Genomic DNA, 17,465 nt, shown 5'->3' on the forward strand with positions numbered 1-17,465 from the left:
GGCACACCACGTGGCTGCTGACCCGCTACGACGACATCACCGAAGTCCTCACCGACCCGCGCTTCTCCAGGAACCTGGTCTACCCGGGCGCGCCACGGCTGATCGGCGAGGACTTCAACTCCGTGGCCGGGGGCATCTTCAACCTCGACCCGCCCCGGCACACCCGGGTCCGGCAGATCCTCAACCCCCTGTTCAACCGGGGGGCCGCCGACCGGTGTTCCGGCGACATCGCGGCGCACGCCGACGACCTGCTGACCGCCATGGCCACCGGAAGCAACCCCACGGACCTGGTCGGCGCCTACACGGCGCCCCTCGCCCTGCGCGTCAGCTGCGGCCTGCTGCGCGTTTCGGCGGACCGGCGCCGGGCCCTGCACGGCTTCTTCCGCGAGCAGACCAGCCAGAACGCGGACCAGGCGGACGTCTCGGCCGCCACCGAGCGGATCGGCGCGCTGGCCGCCGAGATCATCGCGGACAAGTGGTCCGACCCCGACCCGGCCGAACCGGTCGGCGCGCTCATCGCGGCCCACCAGGCCGACGAGATCACCTCCGACGAACTGCACGGCACCGTCAGCTACCTGCTCGTCACCGGGGTCGAACCGCTGGTCTCCGCGCTGTCCACCGGCATCGTCACCCTGCTCAGGCACCTCGACGAACTGCGGGCCGTCCACGACGACCCGAGCCTGTGGCCCGCGGTCGTGGAAGAACTCCTGCGACTGCACCACAACGGCTACCTGTCCAATCCGCGGGTCGCGCTGGAGGACACCGAGATCCGCGGCGTGCTGATCCGCGCGGGGGAGTCGGTCGTCACGCCGATGATCGCGGCGACCTGGGACCCCGACCACTACAAGAACCCCCACCGGTTCAACATCCACCGCCGCACCGACGGATCGAGGACCTTCGGCGCCGGGCCCCACTTCTGCCTGGGCGCCTCCCTGGCCCGGGCGTACCTGCGGATCGCCTTCGAGGCACTCTTCACCCGGTTCCCGACCCTCATCCTCGCGATCAACGCGGACGAACTCCCCTGGGACGAGGACAACCTGTTCACCCGCCCGCTCGTCCTGCCGGTCGCCTGGTGAGGAGCCGACGGACCCGCGAAGGGTGACCGCAGCCCGGTCCCGGTCGTTGCACACCGGGGGTCGCCCTCACCGCGCGGGGGACCAGGGAGCCGGAGGTGCGCGCAGCATGGGGTTGACCGAGGCAACAGCGGGAAACGGGCGGACCCGGCGTCGCTTCCTGGCCGGCGCCGCCGCGCTGGGCGGCGCGCTCGCCGTCGGGCCCGGGGCGGGTGCCGAAGCCGCCGGGCTCCCACGGGCCCGCCGCGCCCCCGGGCGGACCGTGGCGGTCCTCGGCGGCGGGGTCTCCGGCCTGAGCGCGGCGCACGAACTGGCCGAACGCGGCTACCGGGTGACGGTCTACGAGTACTACGACGCGCTCGGCGGCAAGGCCCGGAGCATGGACGTGCCCGGCAGCGCGACCGGCGGCCGTCGGGCACTGCCGGGCGAGCACGGCTTCCGGTTCTTCCCCGGCTTCTACCGCAACCTGCCGGACACCCTGCGCCGCATCCCCCACGCAGGCAACCCCGGCGGCGTCCACGACAACCTGCGCGACGCCACCCAGGCGCTGCTGGCCTACGACGCCCCGCGCCCAGGCCTGCTGCTCCCGTTCCGGACCCTCACCACCCGCCCGCTCGACCTGGGCGACCTCGCCCCGGACGCCCTGCGGCGGACCCTGGCCGGCGCGCTCGACGAGGTGCTGCACCTGCCCGCCGACGAGCTGCTCTACTTCGTCGACCGCCTCCTGATCCACCTGACCAGCTGCGACCTGCGCCGCGAGCAGCAGTGGGAGCGGGTGCCCTGGTGGGAGTTCATCAGGGCCGGGCGGATGTCCCACGACTACCAGCGCCTCCTCGGCGTCGGGCTGACCCGGGACCTGGTCGCCACCCGGGCCGAGAAGGCGAGCACCCGCACGGTGGCCCGTACCGTCGTCGAGGCCTTCCTGCTGAACGGGGCGCTCGGGCGCGGTGTCGACGGCCAGCCGGACCGGGTGCTCAACGGTCCCACCAGCGAGGCCTGGATCGACCCGTGGGCGGCCCACCTGTCCTCGCTGGGCGTCGAGTTCCGCACCGGGACCGAGGTCCGGGAGGTGCTGTACGCGGACGGCCGGATCACCGGGGTCCGCGTGGCACCGGCCGGCGGCGGCGCCGGCGAGACGGTGCGGGCCGACCACTACCTCAGCGCGCTGCCGGTCGAGCACGCCCGCGCCACCTGGGGCCCGCGGCTGCGCGCCGCCGATCCCCAGCTGGCGCGCTGCGACGCCATCGAGACGGACTGGATGACGGGCATCCAGTTCTACCTGCGCCGTCCGGTCCGGCTGGTGCACGGCCACGCCGCCTGCCTGGACTCCCCGTGGTCGCTCACCACGGTCAACCAGGCGCAGTTCTGGGACCGGGACTTCCCGGCCGCCTACGGGGACGGAACGGTGCGCGACTGCCTCTCGGTCTGCGTCTCGGAGTGGGACCGGCCCGGGATCCTCTACGGCAGGACGGCCAAGGAGTGCACCCGCGAGCAGGTGGCCCGCGAGGTCTGGGCGCAGTGCCGACGGGCCCTCGACCGGCGGGGCTCCGACTGGCCCGCGGACGCGGACGTGCACTCCTGGTTCCTCGACCCGGCCGTCACCGGCCTGGGCGGGCCGGCGCCGGCCAACCGCGAGCAGCTGCTGGTCCACCCGGCCGGAACGCTGTACGACCGGCCCTCGGCCAGGACCGCCGTGGGCAACTTCTTCCTGGCCGGCGACTACGTCCGCACCGACGTCGACCTGGCCACCATGGAGGGCGCCAACGAGTCCGCCCGCCGCGCCGTCAACGCCCTGCTGGACGCGGATGGCTCGACCGCCGCACGCTGCCGCATCTGGGGCCTGTTCCGGCCCCCGGAGCTGGAGCCGCTCAAACTGGCCGACGAGGCCCGCTACCGCCTCGGCCTGCCGAACACCTTCGACGATGCGGGTTTGACGACGACGTAGAGTGGCGCAGGGCTTCGTTGTTGGGGCCTCGAAGGGGGACGGGGGCTCTCGATGGGCATGAACAAGGCGGCCAGGACGGCGTGGTGGGAGAGTCTGCCAGCCGGGATCCGCGACGAGATCAACGGATATGTCCTTCAGGACTCCCTTCTGAGCGCGGTGCGTGTCATCGTTGCGATAGGCCTGGTTCCCCACGGCATAGGGGTCGGCACCGCGCAGATGATCGTCAGTGACCGCTACGTCCACTACGGGGACCGGGTCGCCCGCGAGCCGGAGAGTCCCCTCGACCTGGAGTCGCTGGCCTGTCGAGCGGCTGGGTGCGCCGGCCGTGTCGTGGCGATCGAGGCGATCTGGGACGGTGACACCGTCCGCGACTGGTTTGTGCGGCTGCTGGCCATCACCGTCGACCCCGCGGGAGAGGATCAGATGGCCACCGTTTACGGGTCAACGGCCAAGCGGTACCTCGGCGAGGGCGAGGATTGCCACCCGCGCCATCCCGTAGCGGTAGCCGCTGAGCGGGCCGGCCGCGCCCTTGCCACCCACCTGGCAGTTCCCTTCCACTTCGCCAGCCCGGACACCCCCGATGATCAGGCCCCGCGCTGGAAGCCCTGAGCGACGACGACGGGCCGCTGTCGTTCCCTTCCGTTGGCTGCTCTTGCCAAGACGGCGTTGCGGTGAGAGCTGCTGTTGAGTTGGGTCATCAGCTCCTGATCGGTGGCTCGCGCAACTTCCGGGCCCTTGATTTGCGGTGCGCCACACATGAACGAGCGAAGTGTCGAGGGGGACCCCGTCGTGGAACTGCTGGCGGACGACGATGTGCTGGGCGGAATGCGTCCGGTCCTGGAAGCGGACGACGCCGTCCTGGGCCATGAGCCGCAGGACGGTTTCGCGGATCGCTGCTGGGTCCTGCACACCGCCAGGGTCGACGGCGAGCGGGTCCGGTGGAACGACGTCCTGGCGCATGCCGGGAAGCGCCTGGAGGACTGGCTGTACACCCCCTCCTTCCGGGTCTTCGAGGGGCTGGACCTGCCCGAGGGCTTCGAGCAGCCCGACGTGGGCGAGATCGACCGAGGCAGCCTGGACCGGCTGATCGAGGTCCTCGCGCGGCACAGTCCGGAGGGAACGCGGACGGAGTGCCACTGGGCCCAGGCGGCGATCGAGCGCCTGGGCCGCCCGGTCCCGGCCCGCCGGGGACGGCTGGACGAGGCGGCCGCCCACCACGAGGCCTGCGCGGGGCCCGGCCGGACCACCGGGACGCAGTTCCCCGCGCACTGGTGGCCCCTGGAGGGATCGTGGTTCGTCGTGACCGACTGGGACCTCAGCGCCACCGAGGTCTTCGGCCCCGCGGCCCTGATCGCCGACCTCCTCGCCGACGAGGGGCTGGACGCCGTCCGCCACCCGAGCGTCGCCGATGTGCAGTCGTACGGCGCGCGGTGGCGTGGGGGGACCTCGCAGGGCTGACCACCCTACGGGTGTGGTCCGACCCCCTGGGAATCGGGTGTGCGAGCGCTCCGCTGCCCCGTCCGTCGGCTCAGGGAGAGGCCGGCACGGACGGAGGCGACGGCCGCCATCGCCAGGAAGCCGCCGCCGAGGGCGAGGACGAAGCTCGCCGCCACGGCGGGCACGAGGAGGACGGCGACGAGCAGGAGCCTGCCCAGCGGCATGTCGTCGAAGCGGCCGTCGGTGGCGGACCACAGCCATCCCGCCGCGGACAGCACACCGGCGAGGAAGGTGACCGCCGCGCCCGTGAAGGAGGAGAACTCGGCCCATCCGGGCCGGTCGGAGGAACGCCCGCTCCCGGTGCCGGCCGCCCTCCCCGGCATTCGTCCGAACCGGTACCCGCCGAAGGCTCCCACTCTCCCCACCCAACTCCCGCGTCAAGGAGGGCACATCGTACCCAACCCGGCGGTCGCCTCCAGGGGACGCCCGGCCCCGTCGTGCCCGCCTGACGGGGGTTCTCGACCGCATCCTCATCGACCCCGCGCAGCCGTAGACCCCCGTGCCTTGGCAGCCTGTCCGGAACACCCGCTCACTTGGTGGGCTCGCGATCGTAGAGCTTCTTCGCCCAGAGATAGCCACCCAGAGCGATCAGGGCGCACCAACCGATGGTCAGATTCGCGCTGTTGTCGATCGGGGTGCCCATCAGCAGCCCGCGCAGGGTTTCGATGAACGGGGTGAACGGCTGGTACTCGGCGAACCATTTCAGCCCACCCGGCATCGAGTCGGTGGGGACGAACCCGCTGCCCATCATGGGCAGGACCATCAGCGGCGTCATCATGTTGCTCGCGGTGGCGACGCTCCTGGCGACCATGGCCAGTGCGACCGACAGCCACGTGAGCGCGAGGATGATCATGACGAGCACGCCGATCGCGCCGAGCCATTCGCCGAAGCCCGCGGTCGGCTCGAATCCCACCAGCAGCGCGACCCCGACGACGGCAGCGATACTCAGCAGGGTCTGGATCAGGCTGCCCAGGACATGACCGGTGAGCACCGAGACCCGGGCGATGGCCATGGTGCGGAACCGGGCGACGATGCCCTCGGTCATGTCGATGGCTACCGAGATCGCCGTGCCCTGGGCCGCGGTCGCCACAGTCATCAGGACGACGCCGGGGACGACGTAGTTCACGTAGGCATCCCGGCCGCCCGAGGGCCCGCCGAGGCCGGTGCCGAGGATGCCGCCGAGAACGTAGACGAACAGCAGCAGGAAGACCACCGGAACCCCGGCGGCCGTCAGGATGAGCGTCGGATAACGCAGCATGTGCCGCAACTGGCGGCGCAGCATGGTCGCCGAGTCCGCGAAGGCGTGGGACGCGGTACTGGAAGCGCTGCTCATCGGGCGGGCTCCTGTTCCGTGACCGGGTTGCCCGTCAGGGCGAAGAAGACGTCATCGAGATCGGGGGTGTGGACCTGGAGTTCGTCCACGGTGAGCGCGGTGTGGTCGAGCCAGTCCAGCACTGGCACCGGATCTACTCCACCCACCCCTCGGAAGACGTACGAGACTGACGACTGAACAGGTCACATGGGTTCGCCAGGGGCAGCGCCGCCGGGGGAGCCGGCTCGGGGGCCGAGGTCGACCGCCGGGTTCTTACCTGCCTTTGCCGTCGCTCTGCCGAGCGGCTGACGGACGCCCGGCACAGTCGTACCCACACCGACCGCAGGACGTACGGAGGGCACGGCTATGACGACGAGCACCAGCACGAACGCGAGCACGAGCACGAGCACGAGCGCGAACGGCGCGAGGCGGCGCGCCACCCTGGCGACCGCGACCTTGGCCGTCCTCGCCGCCGCGCTGCCCCTCACCGCCGCCCCGACCGCGCAGGCCGCCCCGGCCGCGCGGGCCTCCTCCGCCGACACCCAGGGCCGGCCGGCGTGGTGTCCGACCGTCCCCGGGCACCAGGTCGACTGCACGACCATGCGTCGCCCGCTGGTCACCGACGTGCCGCGCCTGGGCGGCATCGACGTGAGCTACGCGGTGGTGCGCCACGGCCGCCCCGGCCCGGCGCTGGGCACCGTCGCGCTCAACCCCGGCGGCCCCGGCGAGACCCTGATCGACCGCGCCGAGCAGGTGGCCGGCGCGCTGCAAGGGGTGCTGGACGACTACGACGTGCTGCTGCTGGACCCGCGCGGCACCGGCCGCTCCGGCCGGCTGCCCTGCGACGTCACCGAGGCCGAGTACCGCTGGGCCCCGCGGGCCGGCCAGCGCGAGGCCGTCGCCGAGTGCGCCGAGGAGCTCGGCCCGCGTGCCCGCGGCTACACCAGCGCCGCCACCGCCGACGACATCGACGCCGCCCGCGAGCGCCTGGGCGCCCCCAAGCTGGTGCTCTACGGCATGTCGTACGGCACCTACCTGATGCCGGTCTACGCCGACCGCCACCCCGACCGGGTCGAGAAGATGGTGCTGTCCGGCGCCTACCCGGTCGCCTTCGACACCCTGGCCCGGCCCGGCGCCCAGCAGGTCTCCCTGACACTGCGCCGGATCTGCGAGCGCAGCGGCGCCTGCGACCCGGACACCGCGGTGCACGACCTCGCCGCCGTCACCGAGCGGCTGCGCACCCGTCCGCCGAAGGTGACCGCCACGGTCGACGGTGAGCGGCGGACCGTGCTGTTCACCGAGGACAAGCTCGCCGACCTGATGTACGAGCCGGCCACCCGCGGCATCGGCCTGCACCCCGGGGAGCCCGGGCTGCTCGGCGCCCTGCCCGCCGCCCTGCACGCCTTCGCGGCAGGCGACGAGGGGCCGCTGGCCGCCCTGGTGCGCGGCGAGATGGAAAGCACCGGCACCGAGGACCAGGCCTCGTTCCTGGCCGTCACCTGCAACGACTACGTCCGCGCCTGGGACCCGGACGCCCCGGTGTCGGAGCGCCGCCGCCAGTACCGCGCCGCCCTGGCCGCCGCCGACCCGGCCGACTTCGGGGCCTTCAGCCCCGAGGGCTGGGCCGCGGGCCAGACCGACGGCGGGGACAACTGCCTGAACTGGCCGCGCGGGGGCACCGCCCGCCCGCAGCCGACCGACCTCGAGAACCTGCCCGACGTGCCCGTCCTGGTGCTCTCCGGAGACCTCGACACCAACACCCCCGAGGTCAACTCCCGCCTGTCGGCGGCCCAGTTCCGCCACAGCGCCTTCGTCTCGGTGCCCAACAGCGGACACCTCCCGGAGATGGAGGAGACCGGCTGCGCGCTGGAGATCTCCAGCGGCTTCATCCGCACCGGCGAGGTCGGCGACACCTCCTGCCTGGCGAAGGTCCCGCCGGTCACCGTCGTCCCCGTCCCGCGCTGACCCGCCACCCCCAGCAGACGCCGACCGCCATCTCCCGCCGGCGCCGACCCGCCACCCCCGACCGGCATGACCACGCCCGCCACCAGCGAAAATGACGCCATGACAGATCACACCGCCACCGCCCGGCGCACCATCCTGGTCGTCGAGGACGACCCCGGCGTCCGCCGTACCCTCGACCACCTGTTGCGCTTCGAGGGCTACCAGGTGCTCACCACCGCCGACGGTCAGGAGGCCCTGGAGCTCCTGGAACACCGGCGCCCCGACCTCGCCGTGGTGGACGTGGTCATGCCCCGCCTCGACGGCCTCGCGCTGTGCCGGATGCTGCGCCGGCGCGGCGACCGCCTGCCCGTCCTGGTCCTCACCGCCCGCGACCAGCTCGGCGACCGGGTCGCCGGACTGGACGCGGGCGCCGACGACTACCTCGCCAAACCCTTCGCCACCGAGGAACTGCTGGCCCGGATACGCGCCCTGCTGCGCCGCACCGAGCCGCCCCGCGCCGAGGACGGCGAGGCCGCCGGCAGCACCGGCCTCGCCCTCGCCGACCTCACCCTGGACCCCGGCGCCCGCCTGGCCCACCGCGGCACACGCCGGCTCGACCTGACCAAGACCGAGTTCGACCTCCTGGAACTGCTCCTGCGCAACCAGGGCACCGTCCTGACCCGCCACCAGATCTACCAGCGCATCTGGGGCTACGACTTCGACACCGACTCGCGCTCGCTCGACGTCTACGTCGGCTACCTGCGGCGCAAGACCGAGGAGGACGGCGAGCCCCGGCTGATCCACACCGTGCGCAACGTCGGCTACACCGTCAGGACCGCCTGATGCTGCGCACCAGGATCGGCCTCGTGGTCCTCGCCTCCGTCCTGCTGGCGATCGCCGTGCCCGTCACCGCCGCCTACCGCGGCGTCAGCACCCTGGTCTCCGACCAGCTCGACCGGAGCCTCCAGGACCGGGCCCACACCGTGCTCGACGCCCTGGACCTCGGCCGCCTCCCGCTCGCCAGAACCGACACCGTCGAACAACTGCTGCCCGCCGACGGCACCGCGCGCCCACTGGCCCCGGGCGGCCCCGCCCTGCCGGTCTCGGCCCGCGCCCTGGAGGTGGCCCGCACCGGGCAGGGCTCCCACCAGGAGGACGTCACCATCGACGGCACCCCGTACGGCGTCCTCACCCAGGCCCGCCCCGACGGGCAAGGGGCGGTGATGGTCGGCCAGACCTACGCCGGGGCCGCCGAAGTCGACGAGGCGTTCCTGCAACGGATCACCGTCACCAGCGCGGCGGCGGCGGCCTCCTGCGCCCTGCTCAGCTGGCTCGTCATCGGCCGGATCCTGCGCCCGGTGCGGCGCCTGGCCCGCGCCGCCGAGCACATCACCACCACCCGCGACCTGGCCACCCCGCTGCCCGCCGCCGGACGCGACGAGGTCGGCGGCCTCACCCGGGCCTTCGAGTCGATGGTCGGCGCGCTGCGCCGCTCCCGCGAGCAGCAGCAGCGCCTGGTCCAGGACGCCGGCCACGAGCTGCGCACCCCGCTGACCTCGGTGCGCGGCTGCGCCGAACTCCTCCAGCGCGCCCGCGGCCGGCTCGCCCCCGAGGACGAGGAGCAGGTCCTCGCCACCCTGGTCACCGAGACCGTCGCGCTCGACGAGATCGTGCGCGAGCTGGTCGAGCTGGCCACCGACCAGTGGACCGCGGAGGACCCGGAGCCGCTCGACCTGCCGGCCGCCGCCGAGGACAGCGCCCGGCGGTTCCAGCGCCGGACCGGCCGCGAGATCGCCGTCACCGTCGAGGGAGGCCCGGTACCGGTTCTGGCCCGCCCGCGCGCACTGCAACGCTGCGTGGACAACCTGGTGGGCAACGCCGTCAAGTTCAGCCCGGACGGCACCCCGGTGGAGATCCGGGTCACCGGCACCCGGCTGTCCGTGCGCGACCACGGGCCCGGCATCGCCCCCGACGACCGGCAGGCCGTCTTCGAGCGCTTCTTCCGCGCCGCCGGCACCCAGGCCACCCCCGGCTCGGGGCTGGGCCTGGCCATCGTCCACGACCTCGTCGCCGCCGACCACGGCACCGTCTTCGCGACCGCCGCCCCCGGCGGCGGCGCCGAGGTCGGCTTCCACCTGCCGCCCGCCCCGCAGCACTGACCGCACGGTGGGGAGCCGAGCGCCGCCTCGCGCCGCGCCGCCGGTCGCCCGCCTGGGTCGGCAGCCCGGTCGGACTCAGCCGATCGTCTTGATCACCCGGGCGGGCACTCCCGCGACCACGGTGCCGGCGGGAACGTCACGAGTGACCACCGCGCCCGCGGCGACCACCGCACCGGCGCCGACGGTCACTCCCTGGGTGATCACGGCAGCCGTCCCGATCCAGACGTCGTCCTCGATGGCGATCGGGGCGAAGGAGAGGTACTCGCGGCGCTCGGCCAGGGGCAGCGGATGGCCTCCGGTGATGAGGCTGACCTTCGGGGCGATCATGACGCCGTTGCCGATGCGGAGCCGTCGAACTGTCCATCGCCCTCCCGCTCCCGCCACCGGAGAATGAGGAGAAGTACCGGGTGGCAGCAGCCTCCTCCTCGTGAACACGTGACGAGGCCCCGAGACGAAACACCCCCCGCCAGCAACAGAGGCGGGGGGAGACGAGCTAGCGAACCAGGTGGAGATGGGCCAGGGGCCTTCGAGGGCGGTCTCGAGGACATGCGTGGGTGGCGTCACGCGAGGTAGATCTTCTGCCACTCCACGGACGTCATGGTCAGTGCTGCCTCCGCGAGGGTGCGAGCCGACTCGGTCTTGAGGCTGCCGAGGCTGCTGTCGATCCACGGCTGGACGTTCTGGTATCCCTGCTCGCGGTACTCCACGGCCTGGATCAGGCACTCCAGTTTGTCCGCGTCATGGGCGACGGTGACCTCCAGGCTCCCGGCGTTCTCGTACTCTTCCACGATGGCCTGCACCCCGGCAACGACGGCCGGGTGAGCGGCGCTGACCTGGTCGGCGGTCACGCGTTCGTTCGAGGAGGCGGTGAGGTAGCGCCGACCGATGTGCGGGATATCGCTGACCCGGGTCTCCTGGGTGTCGTGGAAGAGGCACAGCAGGGCGACCTTGGCCGGGTCGGCACCCTCCATCATCGCGAGCACCGCGCCGACGACGCCCGTCCGGAACGAGTGCTCGGCGATCGTCTCGGGGTCTTTGACCCCAGCGATCCACCAGCCGGACCGCTTCGCCCGCTTGAGCATTCCCGCCTCGAACAGGTAGCTCGCGGTGCCCCTCGCCTGCTTGTCGTCCGTCATTGCTGTCCTTCACTGTTGGATCGACTGTTGCTGTAACCGCCTACCCGCAGACCGTAGTGCACAGACTCCAACTCGCGACGGGACTGCTGTGAGAGGCCGTCACCATCGAGCAACGTGCGCACTCGTGCCGCCAGGCCGCAGGCCGTTCGGGGGTCCGCATCGGCGAGGCCGCGTCGAGTGAGCATGAGTGCCCAGATCGAATGGACGTACAGGTCGGTGTACTCGCCCGCGCGGTCCAGCCGGATGGCGAACTGTCGTAGCAGCGAGGAGGCGTCCCACGCCTGGCGTTCTTGTTCGGCTATGAAGTCATCGCTGGTCTGGGGGCGTGAGTCGAGCCCGAGCCAGTGAGCCCAGTAGTTCAGGTTCGCGGTTTCGAAGTCGTCGTTGTCGGTGATCGAGCGGGCGATGAAGTCCCGGAGTAGCTCGGGGTCCCCCTGCCGCGCCAGCGCTGCCGCGACCGACCGGGCTTCGGCCCAGCGGGGTGACCACCCCGAACCGACCGAGGGAATTCGGCCTCGGCGCTGCATCCCACCGAACCACTCGACCACATCGCGAGTCCGGTCGTAGGAGGACAGGTACCAGACCTGTCTCCGGAGCAAGGCGGTGTTCTCGCCCCCGGCCTCCACCACGGATTCATCACCTACGCCCTCCGCGCCCCCGCGCAGACGGGTAGGCCCTCCATACCGCCCGCCCGGCCGGAGCCGGCCGTCGAACGTTCCCTCCTCACAGCCACTCCGATCGGACACCCGGTCCCCCGCCTCCGGCACCCCCGGCACCCACGCGACGAGGACGGCCCCGCCTAGGAACCCCCAGACTCCCCGCCCTGGTAGGTGGCACGAGACCCACCTACCAGGGCGGGGGCACCACGCCCGGCCGTGCGACCCAACGGAGCCGCACCGCGCCGGGGCGCGCTTCGGGGGACCTGGACTCCCCGTTGTGCGCGCCGGTCCTGGTCTATCCGCACGTGCTGCTGTTCCGCAGCGGAGACCGGCACCCCGTGTTGACCGCGCTACGCGACCACCTGCGCACCGCGAGCCCACGAACCCCGCGCGACGTGTGGGTGCCGGGCTGGGCGGACCGCTGACCGGACGGCCGAACCGGCAGGCACGTCCTCATCCGTGGGGTGGGAGGCCGGGTGGCGGGTGGAGCGGGCCGGGGGCGAGGCGTTCCAGGATCTCGTCCACCCTGCCGTCGGGCCGGTAGAGGGTGCGGTAGGCGTACGCGTGGGTGGCGCCGGGAAGGGTGGCGACGCCTTCGTCGGTGAGGGTGCGGCCCTCGGCGATGGCGCGCAGCCGCAGGTCGGCGTCGGGTGGAAGGCGGGCCTGGTCGGGTGCGGGCGGGCGGCGGTGGCGGCCGGGCACGTCAGGCTCCGGCGTTCTCGACGGGTCCGACCGGGGCGCCCGGGTCCGCGCCGGGCTCCCAGCCGTGGGTGGAGAAGCCCCGGCCGCCGTGCAGGTAGGCGTCCAGGGCGGCGTGAGCGGTGGGGAACATCGGGGTCGGCAGCGCGCTGGCGTCCCGCCACTCCACGGCGAGGTGCTTGTCCGGCTCGGTGTTGGCCGGCTCGCCGCGCCAGCGCGTGGTGGCGAACGCGGAGAGCAGGAACGGGGTCCTGCCGTCCCAGCCGGCCCTGACCTGGACGGTGTGGACCAGCCGCAGCTCCTCGGGGTCGACGGTGAGGCCGGTCTCCTCCCGCAGCTCGCGCGCGGCGGCCTCGTCCAGGCGCTCGCCCTCCTCGACCTTGCCGCCCGGCACCGTCCACGCCGGGGTCACGGACCAGCCGTTGGCCGCGTAGTGGACGCAGAGGATCCGGGCCGCGGCCTCGTCGTGGACGATGACGCAGACGGCCTGACGCAGGGACTCCATGGGCGGAACTCCGACCGGTAGGGGATGACGGGCGCGGCGGGTACGGCGGCGGCGGTCACCCCGGCCAGCCGACGGCGGAGACCGCGCTGCCCTCGGCGATCCGGGCCAGGGCGTGCGCGGTGTACGGGACGGTGTCGCGGGGGAGGCCGTCGCCGAGCGGCCACCAGCGCAGCTCGTGGCACTTCTCCGGCTCGCGGTTGGCGACCCGGCCCCGGTAGCGGAGCGGGCGGAAGAACAGCTGGAGCCTGCCCCGGCCGTCGTCGGCGTCCAGATGGTGGAGGGCGTGGAGGAGGACGAGGTCGTCCTCGGCGATGGTGATGCCCAGTTCCTCCCACGCCTCGCGGGCCATCGCGCGCAGCACGGACTCGTCCTCCTCCAGATGGCCCGCCGGGGTGTGCCACTGGTCCTCGGCGAAGGAGGTGTTCCTGCGGCGCCCGAGCAGCACCCTGCCGTCCTCGACCAGGACGAGGTGCACGCCGATGACCCGGGTGGCCGGACTGTCGGGGCTCACGCGGGCCTCCGGGCGGCCTCGGCCAGCAGCGGCAGGTAGTGGCGCAGGTACGGCGGGACCTTGACGTCGAGCACCTCGTCGAGGGGGACCATCCGCACGGCCAGGCCCTCGTCGCCGAGCCGCAGTTCGGCCTCGGCGCCGTCCCAGTGGGCGTGCAGGACGCGGGTGAGCGGGAGGCCGAGGTCGTGGTGCGGGTCGGGCAGCGGCCGCAGCCCGGTGATCTCGATGCCGGCCTCCTCGCGGACCTCGCGCACCGCGGTCTCCTCCGCGATCTCGTCGGCCTCGCGCCGGCCGCCGATCGGCGTCCAGTGGCCCGGCCACGGCATACCCGGCCGGTCTTCACGTTGGTGCATCAGCAGCCGGCCCGCGCGGTCGGTGACGAAGACCAGGACGCCCTCGAAGTCGTCGCTGTCCGGGGCGGGGCGTTCCAGGTACAGCGGGACACCGGAGCGGTGGGCGCGCAGCACCTGCCGGAGCCGCTGGTAGCGGTCGGGGGTCATCAGGGAGCGCCAGTCGTGGGCGCTCTCGAAGCGCCACTCGGTGTGCTCGGCGGGGTCGAGGCGGATCCGCGCCTGCTGCTCCTCGGTGAGGACGCCGCCGTCGAAGACGTAGCCGCAGGCCGGGACGGGGGACCGGCCGCCGGCCTGCTCGTGGACGACGGCGACCAGGCGACGGCGGGCGACGGCCTCGGGGTTCTCGGCGGCGAGGTCGAGGCCCAGCTCCTCCTCGGCCTCGCGCAGGGCGGTGGCGAAGGGGGTCTCGCCGTGCTCGACGTTGCCGCCGGGGAAGTTCCACACGCCCGGGTCGAGGGCGGAGCGCATCCCCAGCACGCGGCCCCGCGGGTCGGTGACCAGGAAGCAGCCGTACGCGCTGGGCCGGGCGATGCCGGTGAGGTAGCCGCCGGCCGGTCGCCAACCGGGCCGCGCCAGGCGGTCGGTGAGCCAGTGGATCAGCTCGCGCCGGCCTGCGCTGGTCTGCGGCAGCCGGTCCGGTGCGGCCCACTGGTGGGCGTCGTGCTCGGGGGAGAGGGTGACGGGGGTGCCGTCCGGGACGACGGTGGTGAAGACGAACTGCCGCCCGCGCGTGCCGTGGTGGCCGGTGAAGTCCAGGTGCCGCACGTACTCCAGCGGAAGGCCGCGCAGCCCGGTCTCCTCGGCCAGCTCGCGGGCGGCGCCGGCCGCCACCTCCTCGCCGTCGTCCCGGCCGCCGCCGGGGTACTCCCACAGGCCGGGCAGGACGTCGTGGGCGGCCCGGCGGATCAGCAGGATCCGGCCGGAGGCGTCGCGGACCACCACGCCGACGCCGATCCACTCGACGCCCTCGCGCAGGGCCAGGTCCGTCAGCACATCGAAGTCGATCACCGGGGCTGCTCCTCGCTCGCTCGGGCGGACGGCACGGCCGGACACCTTTCGATGCCGCCCAAGTCGCCCGCGCGGAATCCGAGTTCGCAGGAGCGCGGGACCGGTGGGCGGCATCCCGATGATGGCGCTGTTCGAGCGCCCGGTTCAAGTGGGCTTTCGGCGGTCAGCCGGACGACGTCTCGACTGTCGCCTCGACGGAATGGTGGCGTAGCCGGGCGGCTACGAGTTCCATCTCGACGAACGTGCCCACGAGGCCGGTCGTCCTCAAGTCATCGGCCATGGTTCGTGCTTGTGCCAGTGACAGGCCGTGCACTTCTCGGAGCGCGCGCAGGACGGGCACCGCGCTCGCCTCGGGCTCCGTCAGCCGGAGCCGGGCGGGTCCGTGTTCGGCCAGGAGAGCCTGGCGGATCCTTTCCGGAGTCGCGTCGTCGCTGTCCAGCTCGCACCAGGCGAGGGCGCAGGCCTGGCAGGCGCCCTCGGTTCCCCACCACAGGCGTCCATCGGAGATGGACTGGCCGGTGTTGAGGATCAGCACACCGCCGCAGGCCTCGCATCGCGTGGCGATGTCCACTCCCTGGCTGATCACCGTGCTCCTCGTCATCGGGTCTTGCCCCGCATGGTGCCGCAACAGCTCTCTTCCGTCGACCGCGTATCCGTGCCACCGCGTCGGGAGGTCCGGTGGATCTCCGGGCCCTGTTCCGTCCGTCGCCGGCCCCCGGTGGAGGAGATCGCGCCGTCGCCCCCTACCGCAGCACCGACTCCAGGAAGTCGCTGCCGAGCCGCACCACCACCGAGAGGTCGAGCTGGTGCAGGACGTAGCGGCCCCGGCGCCGGGTGATCAGCAGCCCGGCCTTGCGCAGGACGGCGAGGTGGCGGGAGACCTCGGGGGCGGTGATGCCGTACGCGTCGGCCAGCTCGCTGGTCGAGTACGCGCTGCGCGCCAGGTTGCGGCACATGCTCATCCGCATCGGGTGGGTCAGCGCGTCCAGGCGCAGCCTGACCGTCTCCACCGGCTCGGTGCCGCCTACCTCGTGGGAGGCGACCGGGTACTGGATCACGGGCTGCCAGCCCGGCGAGTACAGGGAGAACAGGTGCGGCCAGCCGAAGACCGTCGGCAGCAGGGTGACCGCGGTCTCGCGGGCCTCGGTGCGCCCGTGCACCAGCTTGTCGACGACGATGCGGCTGCCGTTCTCGTCCTCCTCCAGGCTCAGCGCCGAGGACGCCGCGGTGAGGGCCTCGGCCAGGCCCTTGCGGCGCAGCAGCTCGGTCTTGTGCCGGGCGTCGGCGGCGAGCTGGACGGCGACCCGGCGCCAGGTGTCGGCGAAGAACGCCTGGTCGCAGTCCTCCAGCAGGCGCCGTATCCAGGCGCGGGTGGCGGTGGGCTCGGCGAGCATCCGCTCGACGAACGCCGCCTGGCGCGGGCCGCGGGCCGCCGCCAGGTCGAGTGCGCGGCGCCGTGCCCACGCGTCGACCAGCGGCGACGGCAGGCCCCTGGGGTAGTGGCTGGTGCTGCACGAGATCTCCAGGGCCGCGCCGACGAACCTCTCGTCGTCCATGCGGTCGAGGTCGTCCAGCTCCTCGGCGAGGGTCTCCCGAGGGCGGGGCGGCATCAGGAAGTCGGAGCGCGTCGAGCGCCACATGAAGTCGGCTTCCAGTAGCCGGTCGGCCAGCTCCGCTTCGAGCGCGGCCGAGGTCGCGGTCGTCCAGGCGTGCAGCCGGGCGTGGTGAGCGGGTTCGGCGAGCGCGTGCAGCGCGTTGCCGAGCTCGGCCAGCGGCGAGGGGCAGAAGGTGATCCGCTCGTGCGGCAGTCCGGTGATGTCGATGGTCACGCTCACCCCCCTATGATGCCGGGCCGGGCGGGGGCGCTCGCACGCCGTTTGACGAGGGCCGTCAATCGACGGGACCCGCGGCGTGGCCCCGGTGGAAGGTGAGCGCATGAACGCACTGCAGCAGCACCTCTTCGACAGCTACCGGGCCGCCCAGCGCGACGAGCCCGCCCCGCCCGCCCCCGGTACCCACGACGTCGCGGTGCTGCGCGCGGCCCGCGACCACCGCCGCTTCGAGGCCGTGCTCGCCGGCCGCCCCGCGATCGGCCGGCTGCGCTTCGCCCTGCGCCTGGCGCTGCGCCGGCGGCGCGGTGCCGGGGCCTGCTGAGCGGGCCGGACCGGCGGTGCTCCCGGGGAGGCCCCGACCGTGCTCCCGGGGACGCTTCGGCCGCGCTCTCGGGGGAGGCCCCGCCCGTCAGCCGCCCGTCAGCCGTCCGCCCCGGCGGGGAAGGCCGCCGCGTGCGCCGCCAGGAAGAGGGCGGTGATCTCCTCACCGCTGAGCCCCTGGGAGCGCGCCTCGTCCATCCACGCGGCCAGCGAGGCCCGCAGCGGCGAGGCGGGGCCCTCCTGCGCGGGCGCCAGGGAGCGGGTGATGAAGGTGCCCGCGCCCTGCCTGACCTCGGCGAGCCCCGCGCGCTCCAGCTCCCGGTACGCCTTGAGGGTCGTGTTCGGGTTGACCTTGGTGTCCGCCGCGACCTGGGCGGCCGTCGGCAGCCGGTCCCCGGGTTCCAGGGCGCCCATCCGCAGCGCCTGTTCCACCTGCCGCACGATCTGGAGGTACGTCGCCACCCCGCTGCGCTTGTTGATGCGGAACATGACCACTCTTCTCACCCCCTGT

General features: G+C 73.2%; 20 protein-coding genes and 2 pseudogenes. 9 read left to right on the top strand and 13 right to left on the bottom strand.

The features are described 5' to 3' along the window. The 4 genes from ACFRMQ_RS13185 to ACFRMQ_RS13200 form a co-directional block, all read left to right on the top strand. Window positions 1-1,076: cytochrome P450 (locus ACFRMQ_RS13185; protein WP_380730174.1), on the top strand; the 1,076-nt coding region annotated here is incomplete at its 5' end. A 106-nt stretch (window positions 1,077-1,182) separates the two neighbouring features. Beyond that, window positions 1,183-3,018 carry an FAD-dependent oxidoreductase gene (locus ACFRMQ_RS13190; RefSeq protein WP_380730176.1) on the top strand — a complete coding sequence of 612 codons (1,836 nt, stop codon included), beginning with the start codon at window positions 1,183-1,185 and terminating at the stop codon, window positions 3,016-3,018. A 51-nt stretch (window positions 3,019-3,069) separates the two neighbouring features. Beyond that, window positions 3,070-3,627 carry a hypothetical protein gene (locus ACFRMQ_RS13195; RefSeq protein WP_380730179.1) on the top strand — a complete coding sequence of 186 codons (558 nt, stop codon included), beginning with the start codon at window positions 3,070-3,072 and terminating at the stop codon, window positions 3,625-3,627. A 147-nt stretch (window positions 3,628-3,774) separates the two neighbouring features. After that, window positions 3,775-4,476: a hypothetical protein gene (locus ACFRMQ_RS13200; RefSeq protein WP_380730181.1), complete on the top strand. Its 702-nt coding sequence runs from the start codon at window positions 3,775-3,777 to the stop codon at window positions 4,474-4,476. Between the two features lie 5 nt (window positions 4,477-4,481). Here ACFRMQ_RS13200 and ACFRMQ_RS13205 read toward each other — a convergent pair whose 3' ends face one another. The 3 genes and pseudogenes from ACFRMQ_RS13205 to ACFRMQ_RS13215 all read right to left on the bottom strand — a co-directional run. Then, on the bottom strand, window positions 4,482-4,838 hold the full coding sequence (locus ACFRMQ_RS13205) for a hypothetical protein (protein WP_380730183.1): 357 nt from the start codon (window positions 4,836-4,838) through the stop codon (window positions 4,482-4,484). 206 nt (window positions 4,839-5,044) lie between these two features. Beyond that, window positions 5,045-5,848 carry an ABC transporter permease gene (locus ACFRMQ_RS13210; protein WP_380730185.1) on the bottom strand — a complete coding sequence of 268 codons (804 nt, stop codon included), beginning with the start codon at window positions 5,846-5,848 and terminating at the stop codon, window positions 5,045-5,047. Further along, window positions 5,845-5,970: pseudogene (locus tag ACFRMQ_RS13215) on the bottom strand (ABC transporter); the annotation flags it as partial. The pseudogene ACFRMQ_RS13215 and the gene ACFRMQ_RS13210, both read right to left, overlap by 4 nt. A 223-nt stretch (window positions 5,971-6,193) precedes the next feature. Here ACFRMQ_RS13215 and ACFRMQ_RS13220 point away from each other — a divergent pair. From ACFRMQ_RS13220 to ACFRMQ_RS13230, 3 genes are all read left to right on the top strand, one after another. Further along, window positions 6,194-7,792, top strand: coding sequence for an alpha/beta fold hydrolase (locus tag ACFRMQ_RS13220; RefSeq protein WP_380730187.1), 1,599 nt, complete (start codon window positions 6,194-6,196; stop codon window positions 7,790-7,792). A 99-nt stretch (window positions 7,793-7,891) separates the two neighbouring features. Beyond that, a complete protein-coding gene (locus ACFRMQ_RS13225; RefSeq protein WP_380730189.1) occupies window positions 7,892-8,614 on the top strand; it encodes a response regulator transcription factor in 723 nt (240 codons plus the stop codon). A 380-nt stretch (window positions 8,615-8,994) separates the two neighbouring features. After that, window positions 8,995-9,930, top strand: coding sequence for a sensor histidine kinase (locus ACFRMQ_RS13230; protein ID WP_380730230.1), 936 nt, complete (start codon window positions 8,995-8,997; stop codon window positions 9,928-9,930). A 75-nt stretch (window positions 9,931-10,005) separates the two neighbouring features. Here the strand turns inward: ACFRMQ_RS13230 and ACFRMQ_RS13235 are convergent. The 3 genes and pseudogenes from ACFRMQ_RS13235 to ACFRMQ_RS13245 form a co-directional block, all read right to left on the bottom strand. Further along, window positions 10,006-10,278: pseudogene (locus ACFRMQ_RS13235) on the bottom strand (DapH/DapD/GlmU-related protein); the annotation flags it as partial. Window positions 10,279-10,490: 212 nt separating this feature from the next. Continuing rightward, window positions 10,491-11,066 (bottom strand): HD family hydrolase, encoded by a 576-nt coding sequence (locus tag ACFRMQ_RS13240; RefSeq protein ID WP_380698701.1) that lies wholly within the window; start codon window positions 11,064-11,066, stop codon window positions 10,491-10,493. After that, window positions 11,063-11,695 (bottom strand): transcriptional regulator, encoded by a 633-nt coding sequence (locus ACFRMQ_RS13245; protein WP_380730191.1) that lies wholly within the window; start codon window positions 11,693-11,695, stop codon window positions 11,063-11,065. The genes ACFRMQ_RS13240 and ACFRMQ_RS13245 overlap by 4 nt, the downstream gene beginning before the upstream one ends. A 305-nt stretch (window positions 11,696-12,000) precedes the next feature. Here ACFRMQ_RS13245 and ACFRMQ_RS13250 point away from each other — a divergent pair, with 305 nt between their 5' ends. Further along, window positions 12,001-12,150 (top strand): hypothetical protein, encoded by a 150-nt coding sequence (locus tag ACFRMQ_RS13250; protein WP_380730193.1) that lies wholly within the window; start codon window positions 12,001-12,003, stop codon window positions 12,148-12,150. A 28-nt stretch (window positions 12,151-12,178) separates the two neighbouring features. Here ACFRMQ_RS13250 and ACFRMQ_RS13255 read toward each other — a convergent pair whose 3' ends face one another. From ACFRMQ_RS13255 to ACFRMQ_RS13280, 6 genes are all read right to left on the bottom strand, one after another. After that, entirely contained in the window at window positions 12,179-12,427 is a 249-nt protein-coding gene (locus ACFRMQ_RS13255) for a hypothetical protein (RefSeq protein ID WP_380730195.1), read from the bottom strand. Window position 12,428: 1 nt separating this feature from the next. Continuing rightward, window positions 12,429-12,929 carry an NUDIX domain-containing protein gene (locus ACFRMQ_RS13260; RefSeq protein ID WP_380730197.1) on the bottom strand — a complete coding sequence of 167 codons (501 nt, stop codon included), beginning with the start codon at window positions 12,927-12,929 and terminating at the stop codon, window positions 12,429-12,431. A gap of 55 nt (window positions 12,930-12,984) precedes the next feature. After that, window positions 12,985-13,440: an NUDIX domain-containing protein gene (locus ACFRMQ_RS13265; protein WP_380730199.1), complete on the bottom strand. Its 456-nt coding sequence runs from the start codon at window positions 13,438-13,440 to the stop codon at window positions 12,985-12,987. After that, on the bottom strand, window positions 13,437-14,801 hold the full coding sequence (locus tag ACFRMQ_RS13270; RefSeq protein WP_380730201.1) for an NUDIX domain-containing protein: 1,365 nt from the start codon (window positions 14,799-14,801) through the stop codon (window positions 13,437-13,439). Before ACFRMQ_RS13270 ends, ACFRMQ_RS13265 begins: the two co-directional genes overlap by 4 nt. A 163-nt stretch (window positions 14,802-14,964) precedes the next feature. Continuing rightward, window positions 14,965-15,387, bottom strand: a complete 423-nt coding sequence (locus ACFRMQ_RS13275) for a hypothetical protein (RefSeq protein WP_380730203.1) — start codon at window positions 15,385-15,387, stop codon at window positions 14,965-14,967. Between the two features lie 157 nt (window positions 15,388-15,544). Continuing rightward, window positions 15,545-16,636, bottom strand: coding sequence for a DUF5937 family protein (locus ACFRMQ_RS13280; protein WP_380730204.1), 1,092 nt, complete (start codon window positions 16,634-16,636; stop codon window positions 15,545-15,547). Window positions 16,637-16,736: 100 nt separating this feature from the next. Between ACFRMQ_RS13280 and ACFRMQ_RS13285 the strand changes: the two genes are divergently transcribed. Beyond that, a complete protein-coding gene (locus ACFRMQ_RS13285; protein WP_380730206.1) occupies window positions 16,737-16,955 on the top strand; it encodes a hypothetical protein in 219 nt (72 codons plus the stop codon). 98 nt (window positions 16,956-17,053) lie between these two features. Here ACFRMQ_RS13285 and ACFRMQ_RS13290 read toward each other — a convergent pair whose 3' ends face one another. Then, complete coding sequence (locus ACFRMQ_RS13290) at window positions 17,054-17,449, bottom strand: GntR family transcriptional regulator (RefSeq protein WP_380730232.1); 396 nt, start codon at window positions 17,447-17,449, stop codon at window positions 17,054-17,056. Window positions 17,450-17,465 lie beyond the last annotated feature (16 nt).

Origin of the sequence: Kitasatospora sp. NPDC056783 (assembly GCF_042789895.1) — a bacterium.
Lineage (GTDB): Bacteria > Actinomycetota > Actinomycetes > Streptomycetales > Streptomycetaceae > Kitasatospora.

Excerpts from the sequence above, each read along its gene's own strand:
- ACFRMQ_RS13190 (WP_380730176.1), top strand. The coding sequence starts at position 1,183 with ATGGGGTTGACCGAGGCAACAGCGGGAAACGGGCGGACCCGGCGTCGC.
- ACFRMQ_RS13195 (WP_380730179.1), top strand. The coding sequence starts at position 3,070 with ATGGGCATGAACAAGGCGGCCAGGACGGCGTGGTGGGAGAGTCTGCCA.
- ACFRMQ_RS13200 (WP_380730181.1), top strand. The coding sequence starts at position 3,775 with ATGAACGAGCGAAGTGTCGAGGGGGACCCCGTCGTGGAACTGCTGGCG.
- ACFRMQ_RS13205 (WP_380730183.1), bottom strand. The coding sequence starts at position 4,838 with ATGCCGGGGAGGGCGGCCGGCACCGGGAGCGGGCGTTCCTCCGACCGG.
- ACFRMQ_RS13210 (WP_380730185.1), bottom strand. The coding sequence starts at position 5,848 with ATGAGCAGCGCTTCCAGTACCGCGTCCCACGCCTTCGCGGACTCGGCG.
- ACFRMQ_RS13220 (WP_380730187.1), top strand. The coding sequence starts at position 6,194 with ATGACGACGAGCACCAGCACGAACGCGAGCACGAGCACGAGCACGAGC.
- ACFRMQ_RS13225 (WP_380730189.1), top strand. The coding sequence starts at position 7,892 with ATGACAGATCACACCGCCACCGCCCGGCGCACCATCCTGGTCGTCGAG.
- ACFRMQ_RS13230 (WP_380730230.1), top strand. The coding sequence starts at position 8,995 with ATGGTCGGCCAGACCTACGCCGGGGCCGCCGAAGTCGACGAGGCGTTC.
- ACFRMQ_RS13240 (WP_380698701.1), bottom strand. The coding sequence starts at position 11,066 with ATGACGGACGACAAGCAGGCGAGGGGCACCGCGAGCTACCTGTTCGAG.
- ACFRMQ_RS13260 (WP_380730197.1), bottom strand. The coding sequence starts at position 12,929 with ATGGAGTCCCTGCGTCAGGCCGTCTGCGTCATCGTCCACGACGAGGCC.
- ACFRMQ_RS13285 (WP_380730206.1), top strand. The coding sequence starts at position 16,737 with ATGAACGCACTGCAGCAGCACCTCTTCGACAGCTACCGGGCCGCCCAG.